Here is a 22,468-nt window from a genome sequence, read left to right as displayed (position 1 = left end):
CATGGAAATTTTTGGTTATTTTTTACCATAAAAAAAGAGCCTCTAAAACGAGACTCTCACATCATTTCACATTACGAAGTTACTACTTCTAATTTTCTATTTATTAATACTTTCATTTCTTCTTTTAATATCTCTTTTGCATTATGTCCAAACCATTCTAAGGAAGCAAAAAGATCCGTACCTCTCACTTCCTGAATAATCTCATCATAATTTACAATACCTTCAAATAACGGAACCATACCAATACGACTTCCTGCTGCAGCATATACATTGTTAGGTTCAAACACATGCAAATAATCCGCTGAAGATATATTCTTAAAATGGTAATGTAGTGTCCACGGCTTTAATCGATGGAAACTGTCTATTGGATCTGCGCCAGACTCCCATATATGAAGAAAATCAAGATTTATTTTTAAATTCGGATGATTTACTTCTTCTAATAGTTCTATAGTAGAAGGCAATGTGTCCGTTAGTGTATTGGGATGTGTTTCTAACAGCACATACATATTGTGCTGAGCAAACACATCACAAATCTTACGTATTCGCTTCACATACTCTTTTCTCTCTTGTTCCGAGAAGTCCTTGCTCCCTTTTTGCCCAGCAAACGTGCGAATTTTATTCGTATTAAACCAATTAGCTAGTACTACAAGTTGTTCACTTTTCTCTATCGTTTTTTCAAAATCTACTGATAATGATATATCTAAGTAATCACTTATCATCGTAATTTCTAAGTTTTTATCCTTTAGAAAAGTCAATTCTCGTTCTGTCGTTTCGCGTTCTTGTATATATAAATTTTGTGCATGTGTCCCCCACAATTCAATTCCTTCAAAACCGTTTTCATATGCAAATTGAACAATATCAGTAAATGAAATTAATTGATGACGAAATGAAATGGTACATAGCGAATATTTCATAGCATTAAACTCCCCTATCTTAAATTCAGTTAGCTTATTAAAGAGTTGCGACAGATTGATTTGTTTTCATACCTTTCCATGATAGAAACTGTCTCTCTAATTCCTTCTTAATCTGCAGTTCAATTGCATTCATTTCATCCAGTTTTTCAATAATCGATACTAGCATACCTTTATTATTCGTCATTGCCATTTTAATTGCACGATACTGTACATTTGTAAATCCTTGTACAATATCCTCTACCCGATCACACCAATAATCAAATTCTTGCTCCGAATATTGCAACGTTTCACGGAAGTATGCAAAGGCATGCTCATAACTATATTTACGAATTGCAAGTACTGGTATTTGTTTTACTGCTGCTACAAGTCCAGAAAGCGCATATCCTTCTTCCTCTTTTGCCATTTTTACAATTAATTTTTTCAGTTCCATAGTCAGTTCATTGTCGTTCTTTTTGAATGTTTCTGTGAAATAACTAGCTACTGTTTCTTGCGTTGGCTCCCCAATTCCTTCTATATCAATGAAATACCCTCCACCAAATGGGTTATCTTGAATAGAGTGAAGTACTTTTTCTCTTTCCATATTTCCTTCCCAACGAAAATCAGGATCTAGCATGAACCACTCTTCTTCTTTCTCTGTTTTTGATATCATTAAATAATGTGGAAACGGTTTTTGATGAAATTTATTTTCCCTCTCTGGTAATAGAGACATATCAACCATTACAATGACATAACGATTTTCCGGCTTGTTTTCTACTAATTCTAAAAACGTTTCTACATTGCTATCTTTATCTTTTGCATGATCATACCATTCGTTTACTTTAATACCGTACAATTTTTCAAACCAAAGTAAATAATGATCATGGTTAATGTTTTCAGAGTGATATGAAATAATTCCGCCTTCTGTTATATCAAAATCTCCATCCCATAGTCCAAAATAAAATGGACGAAAATCAATGTCGCTACGCCTTTTTATAATTTCACAAAAACAACTCACTAAACAGTGCACTTTAATTGAAGTCATACTCTCATCCACTTTCCTAAAGGTTAGTTATTCACATTTACTTCCTGTAACGGCTCTAACTCCTCCATAAAATCAAGCAAAGATCCTACAGTAAGAAATGCCTTTGGATCTACCTCATCCTCTGGAACGCATAGCTTTACATCCATTTCTATGTATACAATAAGCTGTAACATCATTACCGAATCTATATATAAATCTTGATTTAAGCGCATCGTTTCTTCTAAATGCGTTACATTTTTCAGTTCCATTTTTTCTATCATAATTTTTAACACGGCATTCTTTAACGCTTCCCGTCTCATGTTGTAACCTCTCCCATCTCTAGTAACTTTCTACTTACTTTTCCAGTTTTATTTTTAGGAATTTCATTTACACTTTCAATTTCATACGGAACTTTATAAGAAGGTAAGTGCTGAATACACCATTCTCTTATTTTCACTGGATCAACATGAGAGATCACTTTCACTTTAACTATTTCGCCCATCACAGGATGTTTCCCTCGATATACAATTGCCTCTTGCACACCTTCCAATCGAAGCATCGTTTCTTCTACCTCTATAGGAAAGACTTTTAATCCTGAAACATTAATTACATCGTCCATACGTCCCATAAAATGAATGCCACGCTCAGATTTATAACCTAAATCTTTCGTGAAAATTTCCTTATCATTCATTTTCACGACAATTTCTTCCGGTGCATTTTCATCTGAACCTATGCTAATACTTGCATGAGGTAGAGGGTTTCCTAAATCTAAATGGCTTTTCATATCATGACATATACTAATACAACCTGCTTCAGAACAACCGTATTGCTGCATCATATATGTTGTCATTTCTTTTAGTTTATAAAATAGTGCTTCTGGCAAAGGCGATCCTGATGTCATAATTTTATGAAACTGGAACGTTCCTAATGGAAAACTCCCCATAATGTGTAACATAAGTGGTACTGCATATATGATATGTTTTTCTGTATTGCGAACTATATTTAATGCGAATTTAGGATTTTTGTTCGTAATGATTACAGGTTTGCTCCCCCTCGTAATTGCTGATAACGTACCACATATTAGTCCGTATGAATGTGAAACAGGAGCCATAACGATTGGCACTTCATCTACTTCACAGTTTAAAGCTTCATTATAGGCAGTAATTTCTGTATCAACTTCCGTCCATGCTCTACGAATTAGTTTCGGTTCTCCCGTAGTTCCCGAACTATATTGCAATAAAGAAGGCTCTTCTAGTAAAAAGTTCCCTACTTCTAATTTTGTAAAATCGCCATATTCTCCATATAAAACTCCTACACAATTTGCACGCTTTGCCATTTCAATAGCCGTTTCTTTTGGCGTATCTTCATGTATAAGTAATACTGATGATTTCTTTTCTTTTAAGAAAAACACAAGCGTAATAATATCGAATGGATCTTTCAGACAAAGTGCAAATCTATTTCCTTCTGCTTCTTGAAATTGTTCCATTTCCTCATAAACTTGTAATCTCAAATTAAAATTACTTTTGCTATACTCTTGTTTATTAACGATTAGCATAATTTCCCCCTGTAACAATTGATTTTTGTTTCATAAGTTTTCTTACTCTATACAATGGATTTGGAACTTCATGAACAAGCGATTCCACATCCATATATAATCGACGTTTCGTTAATTGTTCAGCATAGAATGTAGGTGCATATAATTGAATATTTTCAAATCTACCTTTCAAATGTGGATATATTCTTAAATGATCTTCAATTTCTTCAACAACCATCATCCAAAAATGTTCTTCTTTCAATCCATATTCATCCGCAAGTACGAATGCTAATTCTCCTAAATTAAACAGGAATAGTGCATCTAACACCATCTCTTGCAAACATTCAATGCCATCCATTTCAAAGAAATCATTCATTTTTCCATTCGCATATGTTTTATGCATTTTAGTAAAGTCGGGACATTTGTCAACTTCTTTCAAATATGGACGATAAAACTCAAGCCCTTCATGAAAATCCTTTAACGCAATACGAACAGGCACCCCTTCTTTATGGACTAGAATCATATTTTGTCCATGTGATTCCAGTGCGATGCCATGCTCTACAACAAGATGTATAACTGGTATTATCGCTTTTTGAATAAGTAATTGTAGCCAATCCTTCATTCCATATTTATTCAACCACACATCAATAATTGGTGTACCATCTTTCTCTTTAGCGTATAAACCATTAAAAGGAATTGCATCCTCTTGTGCATCTAAATACTTATGAACGCTTTCGCGCCAAATACATCCTAATGAACCATATATAGCTTTCTTATTCGTGTCATACGTTACACTTGAAAACTCACTTAACAAGATTAAACGTGCTTCATCCATTAAATAGGCGTCATTACTTACAACATCATTTAACCAATTTGATATTACTGGTGCACTCACAACAGAGTATGGTTTCAGCGTACGAAGTGTTGAAGTGTTGAGTAAATTCATCGATAATTTAACGTACGGTTTCTTTGGACTCGTAATATTTCTTAACGTTCTCATTGACTGTTGCGCGCAATAATCGTCCTCTGATGTTCCTAAATAAATAATAAATTTACCCTGTATATGATCCGCATAATTTGAAATGATGAAATTCTCCCACTGCCATGGGTGAACAGGTATAAACACGTACTGTTTTGGATTACATCCCTTATTACGAATTCGTTCCATAAACTCTTCTAATTTACGATCGCCAATCTCCTCTTTTAAAAGGTTGTTATACATCACTTCATTCTCATAACCTACAGTCGCATAATTCTTATGTGCTGCAATCCATATGAGTTTTATTGGCTGCATAAATTCATAACCATATTGAAAATTGTCACGATATTGAAATCCAACACGTGCTTTATAACTAGGATGATATGGATGGCCATCTATTAATTGGCTTTCAAACTCATCGTAAGATTTTTGAGTATATTCTCTCTTATTATTTCTTTCATATTGTGCAATCGTGTCTTTAAATATTGTTTGTTCTAATTCGTGCATAAAAGAATCTAATTTAGCTTGTTCTACACTAGTAACCCGAAAAACTTCTTCTAGAAATTGCGAGACAGACTGTATTTCTTGCTGTTCATCTTGAACTCTTACTATTAATGAGTCTAACGAAATACGTCCAAATGTCATCCGTTCCTTGCCATAGCATTTGTACGTGACACTTTTGTCTTCTTCATCAAGTCCTTGTATTAGAAAAAGAAGTTGTTCTTCTTTTTCTATGCGAACCGGTGTAATAATCCCCTCATAAATTAACGATTCTACTAATTGACGTAGCACTCTTCTTCGTACTGAAATGTAATCTTCTGATTCGAGCGCCTTCAATACTTTCGTATGATACATGTCCACTCTCATAAAACCCTCCACCTTATGACAAAATACCATTATTTGTATTACGTGAAATTTTAACGTTATTTATGAACGAACAGCCACTTCTCTAACGAGTGGATTATGTACTTGCACATAAATAGCTTGCTCCAATGGATTACTTAACTCATCGACATCGAAAAATCTCGTTAGTAAATTTGCTTTACACGCTAACTTATCTTCGTCCAATAATTCTCTTAAAAATGTAGAAGGTTCCCGGTTATATGGAAGAAATGATTCAAGTACAGACCTTAATTCCGAGAGAAGAATTTCCTCCTTAATTAATCCTGCTGTGCCAAAACCATTAATGAGGCCAAACATATGATTGAAAATTAAGTAGTAACGAAATCTCTCATCCACAATATAGTCGTCATATAAATTTCCAGTACGTTCTCCAATACCAGCTAATTCATTATTAAGCATCTCTTTCATTGAATTACAGAAATAAAATCCTTGATTATCACGGAAATAATATTTGATCGGATAACCATCTTTTAGCTGAACAACGCTATTTTGCTGATGAGCTTCTAATGCAACACCATACTGTAAATACATCCATACCATTGGCTTTAAAGAAATATTCATATATCGTCTAAACCACTCTAAGCTTACTTCTTCACAGCTTTTACTTTCTAAATCTGCTAGGCGATGAATAATATTCGATAACCGCGTACGCTCCCCAGGTATAGCGTCTTGAACTAGCCCAGCAATTAATGTTGCGTCGTTTGCATGTTCACTATAAAAAGGGTTCTCACGAATAATCACTTCAAATCCAGATTCTTGTGTTCCATAATTTAATGTAATAAAGGCTGGATCACAAATAAAATCAAATCCTGGAAATCTTTCTCGTACTTCACCAATAGCCGTATTTAACATTTCCTTCCCTTCAAGACCACTCTCAAGTTCTTTCAGTTTATTAATACGCATTGAATTCGTTACTTTCACCGGAAATGAAAACTTAAGCATATACTTCGAATTGGGATGATATAGCGTCCTTAGTGATGATGTTGCCATATAATACTTACCTACAGGACCAATATACTCAAGCAATTCTTGAATTATCCAATCTTGTACGTAAGCTTGATGCAAGAGCCATTCTGCCTGAAGCGGATGAATTGGAATTAATGCATATTGATCTTCCTTACAGTACTTCGCTATAAATTCCTTACTAACCATCTCATCATTACTTAATTCTTCTTTTATAATCATTGTTGTAGAATCTGATAATAATGATTTTTCATTTACTATACTTTTATGTGCTCGAAAATAATGAAGCTGACATTCTCCTTTTAATTCTGGAGAATACATTGCACTTTTCCAATCCAATATCCCCTGTCTACTCTTTGGTGTAGGATGAGTTAAATGCCCAAATAATAAAGACTGCTCCGCTTCTATAAAAGTTGTATGGAAACCGTATAATGCGGATGTATCTTCTATTCTCTCTTTTGTAAATTCCTCAATATTTTGACAACTACGGATAACTCGAAGCATAAGTTCCGCAGGATTCGTTCCTTCTCCGTAGTTGATAGACATCTCTTTTATTAAAAATGTAATAACTGTAACATAATCTGCTGTAATAACAGAATGACTATCTCCAATTTGATAATAAAATTGTTCTCCAAACAAATGGCGATCTGTTGATGATTTATATATAACTTCTCCATACAAAGTAACGTTCTGTGCCGATAGCCGACAACATAAATATGTGGGGACTGTATCTCTATTCAACGTATTACTGAAGATACTCTTCATTCTTTCATCCTCTGTAATCCATTCTCCACTCCCTGTTTCTCTTAAATAACAGTTTAAAAAGCTTTGTAATGTTGCATGTTCTGCGATTTGTTTCGCATGCTGCATACTGGTCCTCCTCTTTATATTAAAGCTATCGAAATTTTATATAATAAACGATAATTGAACATCGTTATCAATTACGATTCTAATTGATAATGATATTCAATTCAAGAGTATATTTCAGAATTTTTTTATCTGATTTAATTTTCCTTGTTTTCTCCCTTTTCTTTAATCTAGTTAAAAATACACAAAAAAATACTCAGCTTCAAACTACATACTTACTATTTTTCATTAGTAATCTATCCAAAATGGTTAAACAAAAGAGGTATACCTTAATTGGTATACCTCTTTCAAACATAAAGTTTACATAATAATATTATTTATATCTCTCCAGCAATATGCTGTCTCTTCTACCTGTAATCGCTCTAAAAATTTTGTATCAATTTTTTCTGGGTTAAATTTTTCATAAAACTTTTTAGAAGGATTATTCGTAACAACCCAAACTAAAAGTGATTGCATATCATTCTTTACACATTCTGATAGTAACGCTTGAAATAACTTTTGTCCTATTTTCATTCCTTGATACTCTTGTAAAAGGTAGATTGCATATAATTCTCCATCACAATTATATGTATCAGTTCTTTCTATCCCCCCATCGATGAATCCAACTATTTCTCCATTTAAATTCTCTGCTACAAATCTAAATTGATGATTACCTTCTTTTTGAAAAATATCTTCCCATTGTTTTTCTCGTTTCTCATATGCTATATTATCTAGAATTTCGTCAGCAAATATCCCTTTATACGTTGCTTTCCAACTATCGACATGCACCTTTGCTATACCTTGTATATCATCCTTTATTGCTCTTCTAATATGTATTCCCATCATTTCTCCCCCTTTATTACTCATCATTATATCAATTTCATTCCTTAAAAATCCAAATAAAAAAGAGTGAATTCACTTGAACTGCACCCCAATTGTTAGACACAGTCTAACAATTGGGGTGCAGTTTTTCTATGGCTAAATTTACAGCTGATGAAAAAATACAAATCGTTCTACGTTATTTGAACGGAAATGAAAGTTATCGAGAAATGGGTAGATCGCTCGGTATAAGTGACACAATCATTTTGAATTGGGTAAACCAATATAAACAGAATGGTCTGGAAGCTTTTCTAAAACGATGTACAAATTACACACAACAATTTAAACTAGACGTACTAAACTTTATGATTGAAAACGGTATGTCCTTATTTGAGACGGCAGCTATCTTTAATATTCCTGCCCCTTCAACGATTTCTGTTTGGAAAAAACAGCTCGAAACACAAGGAATTGATGCCCTTCAATCTAAGAAAAAGGGGCGTCCATCCATGAAAAAAGATTCAAATAAACAAGTAAAACAACCTTTAGCTGAAGGATCAGTCGAAGCACTTGAAGCACGCATTAAACAGCTTGAGATGGAAAATGAGTACTTAAAAAAGTTAAATGCCTTAGTTCAAAACAAGGAAAAATCACAAAACAAGACAAAGCGCAAGTAGTCTATGAATTAAGGCATAAATATTCGGTGAAGGCACTCGTGGAGCTAGCTACTATTCCTCGAAGCACGTATTATGATTTAGTAAAGAAAATGAATCGTCCAGATGTAGATGCCGATTTGAAAGCCGAGATTAAAGCGATTTATGAGGAAAATGAAGGTCGTTATGGTTATCGTCGCATTCGTGATGAATTAACGAATCGTGGCCAGAAAGTGAACCACAAGAAGGTTCAGCGCATTATGAAAGAGCTTGGGTTAAAGTGTGTTGTGCGTATGAAGAAATATAAATCCTATAAAGGAAAAGTCGGTAGAATTGCACCTAATATTTTAGAGCGTAATTTTCATACAGATGCACCGAATCAAAAGTGGGTAACAGACATCACNTATTTTTTTTAAAATCAGGGTAATTAGAAAGCAGAAATACTGATCTAAACTATATTCTACGAGGGAGATGGACATATGAAAAAAGTAGAAATTGATGTTAGTAATAACAAGCTTTTAATAGTAAAGGATGGAAATGTTACAGCATTCAATCCACCGGAGAGTGGTTTTGGTGAGCAAGTTGCTGTTTGGATAAACGGTAAAGTTGATCGTGTAGATACTAAGTTTACTGAAAAGATAAAATAATCATTTTAAGAAAGTAGGTTCGCTTATGAGTGTAGCGAGAAATCATGAAGCGATGAAGGAATCACGGTTGAAGGTATACATCGCTTTAGAAGAAGCTAACTTCATTTGGGATGAAAGAGATGTAATTCGTTTTCGTGAAATGTGGAGTCAAGGCATGAGTTTACCAAAGATGGCAAAAGCGTTAAGGAGACATCAAGCTGAGGTTGCTATCCTTGTAATAGATCAGGCTGATAAGTATTTAATTAAAAATCGTCCGATAGGATTAGGGATTTGCTAAATAGGAAGGGGAAAGCAAAATGAATTTAACTAAAATATTCAGAATGCAAAAGGTGTTAGATACAAGAATCATTGAGGAGCATGGATTAGAAGGGCAAAATTTATTTTACAATATGATTCTTGCATTACAGGTTGAAATTGGAGAACTTGCAAATGAAACAAGATGCTTTAAGCATTGGAACAATAAAGGACCTAGTGAAAAAGAAGTTATTTTAATGGAGTATGTAGATGGATTTCATTTTATATCTTCATTAGGGAATGGCATCGGATTTAATCCTAATGAATATAGCCTGAAGTTATTAGAACATAATGCAAACGTCTATACCGCAAGTACGCTAGTAAATCAATTTAACAATGTATATGAAGCTTGTATCGGAATTTCGTGCAACTCAAGACATTGAGCTTTATGAGGAATTATTGTACTCGTTCTTAGGTTTAGGTAAGAAATTAGGAATCACATTTGAAGAGATTGAGCAAGGTTATTACAAAAAGAATGAAGTGAACCACCAGCGCCAAGATAACGGATATTAAGACCAAATTTGAATTTTATAAAAATAAATATTGAGGATAATCCTTATAAATAAAGGCTCCACTCTCAAAAGGGTGAGAGTGGAGTCTGTGGATGATATTACTGAGTTCTTGGGATGGTGAACATCAGCACATAAATAATAGTATGAGTATTCAGAAAAATCATTGAGTAAATGTTTCCGATTTTTCAAATTATAGTTAATTGATTTTCATTAAACAAATGCGTTATTTGAATAGAAAATGGCAGGTAATTGACTAAGTTACCTGCCGTGTGCCTAAAAAGTCCGGAGGGGTAAAGCTCCATTTTTAAAGAGTGTAGTCATGGGAAGTTGACTTGAGGATAGTTTGTGTAATGTAAAAAAGATTATTCGTATAGGAGAATGAAAAAAGAGCACATATCAAATATGTACTCTTGAAAAAAGGAGGCTCCTATAAGCGATGAAACATAATACTACAACATATGATTGCCTCATTTAAAGGTGCAAGGAATGTACAAAATAGTTATTGTGTTGAACAAAAAAACATGCACAAAAATTGTGCATGTATAGTAAAAGCTATGTCTTGTCTATGTAAATATATGCTTAGTTTATATAAATCGTGTGTATGTTTGAACGAAATGGTTATTTGCAAATATAAAGAGCGCTTTTTAAGGCGCTCCATGACCAAAACTAAAATTGAAAAAGAATACCACATGATATTTTATGTATGTTCTTAATACATGTGCAGATCTTTCTTTTGCACAACAAAGCAGCTAGTTAATAAAACTAACTGCTTGTTGTACAAAAGAAACGCTCCGCTTACAGAAATAGTTTGTAACTTTAAGTTACAAAAATAGTATGAACAGGGTTGAAAATGTTATGCAGAGATGAAAAAAATAAAATAAAAAAGAGCACCATGCATTGAACTGCACCCCAATTGTTAGACACAGTCTAACAATTGGGGTGCAGTTTTTCTATGGCTAAATTTACAGCTGATGAAAAAATACAAATCGTTCTACGTTATTTGAACGGAAATGAAAGTTATCGAGAAATGGGTAGATCGCTCGGTATAAGTGACACAATCATTTTGAATTGGGTAAACCAATATAAACAGAATGGTCTGGAAGCTTTTCTAAAACGATGTACAAATTACACACAACAATTTAAACTAGACGTACTAAACTTTATGATTGAAAACGGTATGTCCTTATTTGAGACGGCAGCTATCTTTAATATTCCTGCCCCTTCAACGATTTCTGTTTGGAAAAAACAGCTCGAAACACAAGGAATTGATGCCCTTCAATCTAAGAAAAAGGGGCGTCCATCCATGAAAAAAGATTCAAATAAACAAGTAAAACAACCTTTAGCTGAAGGATCAGTCGAAGCACTTGAAGCACGCATTAAACAGCTTGAGATGGAAAATGAGTACTTAAAAAAGTTAAATGCCTTAGTTCAAAACAAGGAAAAATCACAAAACAAGACAAAGCGCAAGTAGTCTATGAATTAAGGCATAAATATTCGGTGAAGGCACTCGTGGAGCTAGCTACTATTCCTCGAAGCACGTATTATGATTTAGTAAAGAAAATGAATCGTCCAGATGTAGATGCCGATTTGAAAGCCGAGATTAAAGCGATTTATGAGGAAAATGAAGGTCGTTATGGTTATCGTCGCATTCGTGATGAATTAACGAATCGTGGCCAGAAAGTGAACCACAAGAAGGTTCAGCGCATTATGAAAGAGCTTGGGTTAAAGTGTGTTGTGCGTATGAAGAAATATAAATCCTATAAAGGAAAAGTCGGTAGAATTGCACCTAATATTTTAGAGCGTAATTTTCATACAGATGCACCGAATCAAAAGTGGGTAACAGACATCACAGAGTTTAAATTGTTTGGAGAAAAACTGTATGTATCACCTGTATTAGATTTGTATAATGGTGAAATTATTACCTATACAATTGGTTCTAGACCGACGTATTCGCTTGTTTCAGACATGTTAGAGAAAGCATTGGAACGTTTACCTGAAACCCACCAGCTACTGATGCATTCGGATCAAGGATGGCATTATCAAATGAGACAGTACGTCCGGACACTTGAATCAAGAGCTATCGTCCAGAGTATGTCTCGAAAAGGCAACTGTTACGACAACGCAGTAATAGAAAATTTCTTTGGGATTATGAAGTCGGAGTTCCTCTACATAAAAGAATTTGAAAATGTAGAGCACTTTAAAATAGAATTAGAAAAATATATAGATTATTATAATACGAAACGGATTAAGGCAAAATTAAAAATGAGCCCGGTACAATACCGGACTCACTTTTATCAAGCTGCCTAATGAAATAACCGTGTCTAACTTTTAGGGGTCACTTCAACTTCACTCTTTTTTATCACAATTATCTACTTTCCACTTCAACTGAAACTACTCGATCAATCTCTTTCAGGGAACTATATAATTCTGTTGTATATAAATCTTCTGGAGCTAAAATAACCATCTCTAGTTGCTGAAATGCTCCACTATCTATATCTTTAATTTTCACGCGTTTCACATGCATGCCTAAATTTTTAATTTGCTTAAATATACCATCTAACTCATGATGCTCTTTAACAGTAATTTTTATAGATAAATCCTTTTGTCTTAATGAATACGGTCCTGCAATTTTCACAAGTTGCGGAAGTACATTAATCGCTAAAATAATTAAAACCATAGCAACTGTCGCTTGTAAATAAAATCCCGCACCAATTGCGATTCCTAAAGCTGAAGCAGCCCACACCATAGAAGCTGTTGTTAATCCAGAAATAACGTCATTACTTCTTCGTAAAATGACACCTGCGCCAAGAAAACCAATTCCACTAACAATTTGAGCGGCCAGTCGCATCGGATCCATATTTGTATGTCCTGGAACAGAATATACATGCACAGATTCAATTGAAACCATCGTAATTAAACAACTTGCTACAGAAATAACCATACTTGTTTTCACACCAAGTGGTTTATTCTTTAGCTGCCTATCTATCCCGATGAATAATCCTAAAAAGAGTGCTAAACCTAATTTGAGTAAAAATTCATATGACATATTCCTATTCTCCTTACTTTACAATGTTTCCCTTAGAATAACTCACTATAACTCTTTTATGATATCAATTCCAGTCTTTTCTATTCATTTAACGTAAAAAACCGAAAAAACATTTATAACGATGTTTCTCCGGCTTTTTATTACACTTTAGATTCTTCTTTATTTCTGATCTTTAATCTTAATTTCTGCACCTTTGTAGAATGCTAATTTACTGTCATTATACTCTTTTGTAAATTTGTTAAACTGCTCTTTCGACTTTTGTGCTTCCACATTTAATTCATTAACAGTTTTAACTTTTTCACCGATTTCTTTTAATTTCGTTTCTTTTACTTTTAATTTTTCATACAGTTCTTTTTCAGTTGCTAACACTTTCGTGTAATTTTCATTCATCTTTTGGAATGCATCATAACGATTCTTATACGACTCTTCTACTGCTTTTGCTTGTTTTTGTAACTTCTTATCTTCAATCTTCTCTATATTACTTTGAACAGATTTCGTTTCCTTCTGTGCTTTTTCTAGCATTTCTTTCTCACTTTTCAATACTTTTTCACGATCATCTACATTTGCAGTAGCTTGCTCTATTTTCTTCACAACTGCTTCATTATGATCTTTACCTTCTTGCAAAATTTGAGCATATAATTCTTGCCCTTGTTTCTCTAACTGCTCTAATTTTTTTGCTTCATCCACTAAAGATTTTTCTTGTGTTGCTGCTGTTTCAAAAGCTGTATATAGATTTTCTTCTGGCTTTTCACCGAAACAACCTGTTAAAAGTCCTACTGATAATGCTCCAACTACTGCTACTTTTCCATACTTCAACGTTCATTCCTCCATTACATACGGTTATCATGCCAGAAGTTCACTGGGAAGTGACTCTCTTCATGATAAGCTTCAAACTCATAACCTTTTTCTTTTAGCCCCTTTAAAATTGCTGGCACAGCAGCAACTGATTGCGGGTGAATATCATGCATTAAAATTACTTCTTGTGGTTTTGTTGCGTTTGTTAATACGTTTTGAGCAATTTGTGCTGCAGCTGCATCAACTGGCATTTTATTGTATCTCCAATCTAATGAATCAATTGTCCAATCCCATACTTTAAATCCGCCTTCTACCACTTTATTTCGAAGACCTTCATTCAATCCAGGCATCGAACCATATGGAGGACGTGTTAATTTAGGTGATTTCCCAATAATATTAGCGATTAAACCTTGATCTTCTTTCATCTCATTTACATACTCGCCATTTTTATATAACTTTGCGAAATTATGTGTCATACTATGCATGCCTACATAATGACCCTCAGCATTTTCACGTTTCACTAAATCAGGAAATTCTTTTACATTCGCTCCAATTAAAAAGAACGTCGCCTTCGCATCATGTTGTTTTAGCGTATTTAATAATTCAGCCGTATATTTCCCTGGCCCATCGTCAAATGTAAGATAAGCAACTTTTCTTTCTTTTCCATTAAAACGACTTGGTGCCGTTTTATTCATTTCAACTTTCGGCTGTTCACTTGCAAGCTGCACTACATTTTCTTGTTTCGCAACAGCTTTTGCTGGTGAAGTAATTGATTGAAACATGTAATACCCAATAGCTACTGCGGCAATCGCTATTAAAACGACTACTATTTGTTTAATTTTTAAAGCTTTTTCCATTCTATCGAATTCCTCTCCCTATTAATCTTATATATAAATCGCCCAATATAATTATACATCTATTTATTTTTATTTCACCATATAAATAGATTTTATTTGTATTATAATGGGAGTTTTATCAAAATTGTTGTTCCTATTCCTTCTTTGCTTGTAACACTAAGCACACCGCCATGAAGCTCTACCATTTTTTTAACGATAGCTAAACCAATACCTGCACCTGCAGCATGATTATTAATTTGGTAAAATGATTGCTCAATATATGGTAAATGTTCTTTAGCAATTCCAATCCCTTCGTCTCTTACCTTAATCACTGCTTGTCCTTCTATTTTAGTCGCTTCAATGTGTATTGTACTTTTTTTATGTGAATACTTAATTGCATTTTGAACAATATTCAAGAAAACTTGCTTTAACCTATTTCGATCTCCCATCAATTCAATTCGGTCTATAGTAGTAATAAATTGAATTTCCTTCTCTTCCGATTTAGGAGTTAATTGCCAAATCGTCTCCTCTAGTATATCGTACAACTGCACCTTTTGTTTATATAAATTAAAATGATTTGATTGTAATCTTGAAAAATCTAGCAATTCTTCTACTAAATGAATCAATCTATCTGTCTCACCTGAAATAATGCCCATACCTTGCTTTATTTCTTCTTCTGTTAAATGATCTACTGTTTTTAACGTCTCACTCCAACCTTTAATTCCTGTTAAAGGCGTTCGTATTTCGTGCGAAATAGAAGCAATGAATTCATTTTTCATCTGCTCAGCCTTATCTATTTTATAGGCCATATAATTTAAACTATGTGCCAATTCACCTAATTCTCCAGGATAATCTTCTTTAATTTTTTGCTTTAATGTGCCTTCTGCAATTTGTGAAGAGGCTTGAATAATGGATTCAATTGGCTCAACAAATGAATTTGCCAAACGTCTACTAATTAAGAAGGCGACTCCCGAAATAACAATACCTACAGAAATAGTAAACGTAATAATTTCAATAATCTTTTTATTTACATTTGTTAAAACAGTCGTATATTTTAAAACACCAATAGTTTGTCCTTGATGTATAAGTGGGCTTAGCACCTCTAGTTGTTTTTTATTACCTTTCGTAGTAACTTGATTATACATTTCACCTTCTAATAATGATTGTGGAATATTCACTTTACCTTCTACCTTTTCACCACTTGAAGATTGTATAACCGAGCCGTGACGATCAATTAACTGTAATTCTGTTCCTTCTAATTGAAAGCTACTAATTATGTCACCACTATATTCTTGTAATCGAATAAAGTATAGTGAATTGTATTCTGAAAAAAAACGTGTACTCGTTTTCGCATGAGACTCTATATATTGCACAATACCATTATAATAGTATCGATAAATTGAGACTGAAAATACAACTTCAAATAATACAAGCATAAGTGTAATGACCGTCATAAAATATAAAGTCACTTTCCGTTTCATCTCATACTTTCCTTCCACACATATCCTTTTCCCCACACCGTAAGAATAAATTCAGGTTCTGATGGATTACATTCTATCTTTTGACGTAACCGTCTCATATTCACATCTACTACTTTCGTCTCACCTACGTAATTGGTTCCCCAAATCATATTTAAAATTTCATCACGCGAAACTGGCTTTGAAGCCTGATTCATTAAATACTGTAATATCATATACTCTGTAGGTGTTAAATCGACTAATTGTCCATCTTTATACAATCTTTCTTCTATAATATTTAACGAAAATGGACCTGACGTAACAATATTCGTTTTTTCTTCATGTACTTCTATTCTTCTTAATAAAGACTGTATACGTGCAGTTAATACTACTGGACTAAACGGTTTTGCAATATAATCATCTGCACCTATTCCTAGTCCTTGCACCTTATCTTCATCTTGTACACGTGCGGTTAACATAATAATACCCATTTTTTTATTTTCTTTCCTGATAGCCTTACAAACTTCTAAACCATCAATCCCCGGTAACATTACATCCAGCAGTGCTATATCAACAGTTTGCTCACTCAAAATCTGTAATGCTTCTTCTCCAGTAGTAGCTTCTATTACATAAAATCCAGCACGTTTTAAATTTAAAACAATAAAGCTACGGATCGTTAATTCATCTTCTAAAACTAAAATTTTTGACATAATTCCCACCTCCTACTCTTGTTGATAATCCGCTAGCGGTTTTATATATGCTTTCACTTTTTCAAATTCCGATTGCTTCGGTACTGCATATACGTGAGAAGCCGTTTTAATTGCTGCGCTGTAGCCTTTTATATTGAACCATTCTTTCCGCTTAAAAATATGAACTTCAAGCCATATTTTATTTGTTCTTGTATCCAAAAACTTTTGAGAATTTGATTCTTTTTGCTGATCTGGTATTGTAATTTTCCCTATTAACTCTTTAGGAATTTTCACATAATACCCTTTTTCTATATCTATATATCGTTCTTCAATTGGTTTAATTCCAGATTCACTCCACTGTATGTAACGTTCAAAAAGCGGACTATCACCATGTGATTTATCCTCCCAACCTTTTGGACGTACAGTACGAACAAATTCAATAATGCCGTCTTCATTAACATCTTTACTTTCTACAACATATTCATTAAATAAATCTTCTTTCCCACCTATAGGTAATACTTCATAATGATCCTGATCAAATTTTGCTACATAAGTTATACCTGAATGAGCGCCAACTCCTGCATCAATTACTACCGCCTTTAGTGATTTAGATATACGCCCCATTTGTATTCTTTGAATACTATTTATAAATGGATCGTATGACACTTCAGATAAAGTCTTAAATTGTTCCATGAACTCAACTGTCAGCTTCTCATCTTTTTCAAATGTAACAAGGCTTATATCTTTCAGTCCATTTTCATTTAGATCCTCTATGAATAACTTCGTATAACTTCGATTATATATTTCCTTCATCTCTTCATTTTCTTCCGAAAAAACATACATAACATGTTCTAACGATTCACGATTTACAGAGATTCCGATTAACAACTCTCTCTTCCCGTTCCCTGTAAAATCACCGACTTCAACGATATCTACATCTCCACCATCAAATTTATGTGTGGACTTTATTCTCCAGCCATTTCCGATTTCTTCATATACGGCTAAATATACGCTATGATCTTCATTCGGCAATTTATAAAATAAGATGGCTTCTTTCTTATTATCTTGTTTAAAATTCATTGACCAAATCATCTGTTTATCTTTGTTAGACATTGGAGTAAGTAAGCGATAATTAACAGGTAAATCTTTATCAATTTGTTCCTTTAATTCATTAATCCATTTTTCATTTGTAGGAGCTTCCATTAGACTTGTTGGAGCTTCAGACATTTTACATCCAGTCAATATAAAGATAATTCCCATCATGCTTAACCATTTCTGCATATGATATCTTTCCTTACCACAAATTTTGAATATGTCCTTTTACTTTTTTACCTATCCATTATACTCATACATATGAGTATAATTTTTCTAAACTAAAAAATCGTTACAGAAAAGTTACAAATACATTCCAAAAAAAAAGATTGGCAAAAGCCAATCTTTTTTTATTATTCGTTTCGGACTGATTTTGGCGTTACACCTAAATGATCATTTAATTTTTTTGAAATATCTTTTACATTTTTTTCATTTGGAATGTAATAATAAATACCACCGATACGTTTATCTGTACCTTCTATTTGCATTTTTTCCATTTCCAAATTAGATCCTGCCATATTTTTTGTAATGGCCAGCATATCGTCAAATGTTAAGTTCGTTTTCATATTTTTATCAACCGCATCCAGTAAAGAGCCCATTTTGCTAATTGATTGAACAGACATCGCTTTTTTAGCAATTGCTTCTATTACAAGTTGCTGTCTCTGTCCACGCATTGCGTCACTATCAATTTTACGCGTTCTTGCAAGTGCAAGAGCTTGTTCTCCATTTAAATGTTGGTAACCTTTTTCTAAATGGATCATACCAGCTTGGTCTTTACTATCTTGTTCAGTGAAAGTAACTGGTACATCAATATCAATACCACCAATTGAATCGACAATTTGTACGAATGATTCAAAGTTAAACTTCACATAATAATCAACAGGTACATTCAAAAATCTTTCCACCGTATCGCGTGTGCTTTCTACGCCACCAAATACGTGAGCATGAGTAATTTTATCTAATTTTTTTCTAGTTGGAATGTAAACACGTGAATCACGTGGAATACTTACTAGCTTAACAGACTTATCATCTTTATTAATTGTTGCTAATAAAAGTGCATCTGTTCGAACTGCTTCGCCATATTGGCTTTTTCTCATTTCACTTCCATCTACACCCATGATTAATATTGAAATATTATCCTTTAAAGGTTCGACTTCTTTATCACGCTTTGATGACTTATCAATTTTTGCATACGCATCATTTACAACAGCTTTTGCTTTATTATATATAAACGAACCATATCCTACTCCTCCAAAAATAAGTAGGAAAAATGGAATTAATATGAACCATTTTATTGACTTTCTTTTAGAACGCTTTTTATTACTTCTCGTATTTTGTTCTAATTCAGAGCTCATACCCATTCGCCTCTCTTTCTCTTTACCAAGTATAATGTAAGTCTATTTATCTTCATATTGAATTTCCTTTCACTAACCTTACAATTTTGTAAGGTTACTACTTAAACCCAATACGTATTCCATTTCACATTATACTCTCGTACTTATTTTTGGCAAGTCACTATTTACCAATTTCAAAAATTTAGCACTTCGCAACATGCGGATTTACAAATTTATTAACTCTTTCATTTTAAATTAGAATGTCTTTTTCCTAACAAACGATATGAATACAGTATATTTAACTTTATTATTTCTCAAACGGCGTATACACACTTTTCTTCCCCTGATTATCAATGTAAGCCGACTTTGCTTTTATTTTCGTTTTTTCTATTTCCATGTCTTCATTTGAGAAGTTCACAATGATTTTAATATCTTTTCCATAAGAAACAGATTGTACTAGCTTATCTTCTGACAAATACGCAAAATTCGTCATCTCTTCTTTTACTGCTTTTTCATGAACTTCATTCCAAACTTTTAGATGCTCTGTAATTTCTTTTTTATGCTTATCCCACTCTACTTCATCTAAATGGTACAACGGAGGAACATTATACAATAATTCAGACAGCATTCGATTTCCAACTTCATCTTTTACCTTTAAACTTCCCCATTCCCAATGATGCGTTGTAATAACGGAATCATTGTATACTAATTTATATAATGGTACCGAATATACTGGGTTTAAATATACTTGTTTATATTCTTCTTTCAATGGTACTTGTTTTGCATATTTTTCAGGCACATTTTGATTTGGTGACCAATATCCACCGACATAATACGGACTTGTTTTATTTTTCCGCATATCTTCATCGTCCCATTTAATAACAGGTGTTTCAATCCCGTGTGCAAATGCAATCGTACTACTAGCAAAATCATTTCCGCCTTCAGAACCAACGACCATATCCTTTTCTTGCGCAATGTAGTCCATTCGTTTTAAACGTGCTTTTAAATCTTGCTCTTGCGTCGTTATATGTTTCGCTGAATAGTCATCGTAAATTTCACCTGTCGCATCACAATCAATAAACCATGAATTATATTTAGGACCATTTTGTAATATATCATTCATGCGTTCCTTTACACTAGGCAGCGATAAAGTCGGGTTTAATTTGCGACCTCTACCTAAAAAGCCTTGCACCTTTTCTCCGTTTTTCTTCGTTACAGTAGCCTCTTCGTATAATGATGGGTCATTAAAGGATGCTGTGTTCCAATTTTTATCACTTTTTTCGTGAATGGAATGATACGAATCATACGGACCAACTAAATACCCCATTTCCTTAGCTTTTGTCACGAAATTAGGTTGCATAAATCCTTGTTCCCAGTTCGGCAGACCAATCCATGCTTTTTCTATTCCTGCCTCTTTCATTTCCTTTAGTATGTCCGTTCCATCTGCATTACCCCATTTACTTACCTCTTCAACCGCATCACCAAGTAGCGACTTTAATAAATGCTTATTTAAGCTATACAATTCTGTATTCGTTAAGTGACCTACACCTTTCTTTAATAGCACACTAGCTTCCTGATTAACGTTTTGAAAAATATCCTCTTTATAAAATTCCTTCATAGATAACACTTCGTTTATATAACGTAAAATAACATTTTTTTGATACTTATCAATAAAATCTTGTTTACTTACTTGATCTAATACATTCAGTTCCCCAGGCTCTGAACTATTCTTTTGAATAAGTTCTTTTATATGACTAAACAGCGGGCTATTTATTTGCTCTCTTAGTTTTGACCAATTTATATTACTTTCTGATAAACCATTTTGATTCCAAAAATAAAAATGCGCTGCTCCATATAACTTTTCGATTTCTTTATTTTTTCTAGCCTTTTCTTGTAATGTTTTAAATTCACCTTTTTGAACAATATCATCCTTATACAGTTTAGTAATGCTTACCGCATCATTATTTGTCACATATAATTGAAATCCATATGTTTTATTTTTATTTATGCTCGGAAATTCATGTGTAAAATCAAATCCTATTTTCGGATCCGAATGAAATTTCAATTCATTATTAAACATATTCTTTGCAATATATACAATTGAATATTTCGAACCATTTAATGCGAAAAACTTCATAGAAAATGATTCAGCAAATGAATATGCATCATCCTTTAAAAACTTCTTCCAATTCTCATCATTGCTCGGAATTTGCTTACCCTCCCATAACGGAAGTGTATAATTTTCAGCTTCTACTTTCGGCCATGTAAAGCTTTCTGCACCAGTCGATTCCACTTCAATGTTTAAGTGGTCTTTTTTCTTTTCTAATTTTATTTTTACTTTTTGATCTGGATATTCCCACGATGTACGATCCTTTTCTTTTTTTACATTCGATACCTTCATTTTCGGTAGGGGTTGTGATGCCTGTTCCTTTACCCCCTCATGTTCTACAGTTAATGTGAATGTTTCTGGATTTACATCATAAGTAAAATCTTTATACGTCGCTTTCTTTATTTTAGACTCTTGTACAGCATTACTACCTTTTACGTCACAACCGACTAAAGTCGAAAACGACATAGTTGTAAGAAGACATATCGCTATCATTTTTTTCATCCTCTGCACCTCCACCAATGAATATACAGGTGCTTTGTTACAGGAATGTGGCAAAAAATAATAGAGCTAGCATTTTGCTAGCTCTATTTGGAGTATTAAAAGTTGATATGAACAACTATAACTTGCTTAGAAGATATGTAATACAGTAACTGCGTTTTTTTCTCAATAATTATGAAACTAAGCAAATCAAAATTTTAACAAGCATTCTTCAACTGAAAAAATAAGTGTATACAATGTATCCTAAAAATAGTACTAAAATGATTATTCCTGTGCCTTTCCAATTCATACCGCCTGCTATATCAACTGGACTATCTGTTTCCGCTCTATTGAGTCCGTCACGTAAAGAACCCGTAGGATTACTTTTTAATTCACTTTGTCTCATACGCTCTCTTTTTTCTTCTGGTGACTCTTTATTCATGTAATCACCTCCAAAATGAATGCACTCTTTACTTACATTATTCAAAATCAACATTTGTTTTATATTTTCTTCCGAAAAAACCTAATTTAAAATAGGTTTGCAACGTAAAGAAAGCTAGCCATGCCAGCT

Annotated in this window: 19 protein-coding genes and 2 pseudogenes; 5 read left to right on the top strand and 16 right to left on the bottom strand. The window is 33.4% G+C overall.

The window, feature by feature from the left end; genetic code table 11:
- Positions 1-71 precede the first annotated feature (71 nt).
- The 7 genes from V6946_RS10030 to V6946_RS10000 form a co-directional block, all read right to left on the bottom strand.
- Complete coding sequence (locus V6946_RS10030; RefSeq protein WP_006917207.1) at positions 72-914, bottom strand: sugar phosphate isomerase/epimerase; 843 nt, start codon at positions 912-914, stop codon at positions 72-74.
- 37 nt (positions 915-951) lie between these two features.
- Positions 952-1,935 carry a DUF6005 family protein gene (locus tag V6946_RS10025; RefSeq protein WP_366982348.1) on the bottom strand — a complete coding sequence of 328 codons (984 nt, stop codon included), beginning with the start codon at positions 1,933-1,935 and terminating at the stop codon, positions 952-954.
- Between the two features lie 23 nt (positions 1,936-1,958).
- Positions 1,959-2,234 (bottom strand): petrobactin biosynthesis protein AsbD, encoded by a 276-nt coding sequence (asbD, locus tag V6946_RS10020; RefSeq protein ID WP_001250560.1) that lies wholly within the window; start codon positions 2,232-2,234, stop codon positions 1,959-1,961.
- Positions 2,231-3,469, bottom strand: coding sequence for an AMP-binding protein (locus V6946_RS10015; RefSeq protein WP_006917212.1), 1,239 nt, complete (start codon positions 3,467-3,469; stop codon positions 2,231-2,233). Before V6946_RS10015 ends, asbD begins: the two co-directional genes overlap by 4 nt.
- The gene (locus tag V6946_RS10010; protein ID WP_006917213.1) at positions 3,456-5,294 is read right to left on the bottom strand and encodes an IucA/IucC family siderophore biosynthesis protein; all 1,839 of its coding nucleotides are present in this window, start codon (positions 5,292-5,294) and stop codon (positions 3,456-3,458) included. The genes V6946_RS10015 and V6946_RS10010 overlap by 14 nt, the downstream gene beginning before the upstream one ends.
- Before the next feature lie 60 nt (positions 5,295-5,354).
- Positions 5,355-7,163 carry an IucA/IucC family siderophore biosynthesis protein gene (locus V6946_RS10005; RefSeq protein WP_006917215.1) on the bottom strand — a complete coding sequence of 603 codons (1,809 nt, stop codon included), beginning with the start codon at positions 7,161-7,163 and terminating at the stop codon, positions 5,355-5,357.
- A 297-nt stretch (positions 7,164-7,460) separates the two neighbouring features.
- Positions 7,461-7,982, bottom strand: coding sequence for a GNAT family N-acetyltransferase (locus tag V6946_RS10000; RefSeq protein WP_136363314.1), 522 nt, complete (start codon positions 7,980-7,982; stop codon positions 7,461-7,463).
- 131 nt (positions 7,983-8,113) lie between these two features.
- On the opposite strand from V6946_RS10000, the pseudogene V6946_RS09995 reads away from it, so the two are divergent.
- From V6946_RS09995 to V6946_RS09975, 5 genes and pseudogenes are all read left to right on the top strand, one after another.
- Positions 8,114-9,018 (top strand): annotated as a pseudogene (locus V6946_RS09995) (IS3 family transposase); the annotation flags it as partial.
- 69 nt (positions 9,019-9,087) lie between these two features.
- Positions 9,088-9,255 (top strand): DUF3954 domain-containing protein, encoded by a 168-nt coding sequence (locus tag V6946_RS09990; RefSeq protein WP_006923988.1) that lies wholly within the window; start codon positions 9,088-9,090, stop codon positions 9,253-9,255.
- A 25-nt stretch (positions 9,256-9,280) separates the two neighbouring features.
- Complete coding sequence (locus V6946_RS09985; protein WP_006923989.1) at positions 9,281-9,532, top strand: hypothetical protein; 252 nt, start codon at positions 9,281-9,283, stop codon at positions 9,530-9,532.
- Between the two features lie 19 nt (positions 9,533-9,551).
- Positions 9,552-10,062, top strand: a pseudogene (locus V6946_RS09980) (dUTP diphosphatase).
- A 951-nt stretch (positions 10,063-11,013) separates the two neighbouring features.
- A protein-coding gene (locus tag V6946_RS09975; RefSeq protein WP_085961003.1) for an IS3 family transposase occupies positions 11,014-12,368 on the top strand; the annotation gives its coding sequence in 2 pieces (ribosomal slippage) (positions 11,014-11,467 and positions 11,467-12,368; 1,356 coding nt in all).
- 58 nt (positions 12,369-12,426) lie between these two features.
- Here V6946_RS09975 and V6946_RS09970 read toward each other — a convergent pair.
- The 9 genes from V6946_RS09970 to V6946_RS09930 form a co-directional block, all read right to left on the bottom strand.
- Positions 12,427-13,107, bottom strand: coding sequence for an MgtC/SapB family protein (locus tag V6946_RS09970; RefSeq protein ID WP_000119510.1), 681 nt, complete (start codon positions 13,105-13,107; stop codon positions 12,427-12,429).
- A 159-nt stretch (positions 13,108-13,266) separates the two neighbouring features.
- A complete protein-coding gene (locus V6946_RS09965; protein WP_000873566.1) occupies positions 13,267-13,923 on the bottom strand; it encodes a YkyA family protein in 657 nt (218 codons plus the stop codon).
- A 14-nt stretch (positions 13,924-13,937) separates the two neighbouring features.
- Positions 13,938-14,759: a peptidoglycan-N-acetylglucosamine deacetylase gene (locus V6946_RS09960; RefSeq protein ID WP_000409484.1), complete on the bottom strand. Its 822-nt coding sequence runs from the start codon at positions 14,757-14,759 to the stop codon at positions 13,938-13,940.
- Between the two features lie 101 nt (positions 14,760-14,860).
- Positions 14,861-16,219: a cell wall metabolism sensor histidine kinase WalK gene (locus V6946_RS09955; RefSeq protein WP_000824532.1), complete on the bottom strand. Its 1,359-nt coding sequence runs from the start codon at positions 16,217-16,219 to the stop codon at positions 14,861-14,863.
- Entirely contained in the window at positions 16,216-16,905 is a 690-nt protein-coding gene (locus V6946_RS09950) for a response regulator transcription factor (RefSeq protein ID WP_000036071.1), read from the bottom strand. Before V6946_RS09950 ends, V6946_RS09955 begins: the two co-directional genes overlap by 4 nt.
- Before the next feature lie 12 nt (positions 16,906-16,917).
- Positions 16,918-18,165, bottom strand: a complete 1,248-nt coding sequence (locus tag V6946_RS09945) for a hypothetical protein (RefSeq protein WP_001174867.1) — start codon at positions 18,163-18,165, stop codon at positions 16,918-16,920.
- Positions 18,166-18,329: 164 nt separating this feature from the next.
- Positions 18,330-19,331: an LCP family protein gene (locus tag V6946_RS09940; RefSeq protein WP_001987131.1), complete on the bottom strand. Its 1,002-nt coding sequence runs from the start codon at positions 19,329-19,331 to the stop codon at positions 18,330-18,332.
- 286 nt (positions 19,332-19,617) lie between these two features.
- Positions 19,618-21,921, bottom strand: a complete 2,304-nt coding sequence (locus tag V6946_RS09935) for a glycoside hydrolase (protein WP_006929152.1) — start codon at positions 21,919-21,921, stop codon at positions 19,618-19,620.
- Between the two features lie 208 nt (positions 21,922-22,129).
- Positions 22,130-22,339: a DUF6366 family protein gene (locus V6946_RS09930; RefSeq protein WP_006929149.1), complete on the bottom strand. Its 210-nt coding sequence runs from the start codon at positions 22,337-22,339 to the stop codon at positions 22,130-22,132.
- Positions 22,340-22,468: the final 129 nt, after the last annotated feature.

The organism is Bacillus sp. PPSBB_2, from assembly GCF_045291115.1.
Lineage (GTDB): Bacteria > Bacillota > Bacilli > Bacillales > Bacillaceae_G > Bacillus_A > Bacillus_A cereus.
The sequence above is the reverse complement of the archived record's forward strand: the minus strand, read 5'-3'. Positions and strand labels throughout refer to the sequence as shown.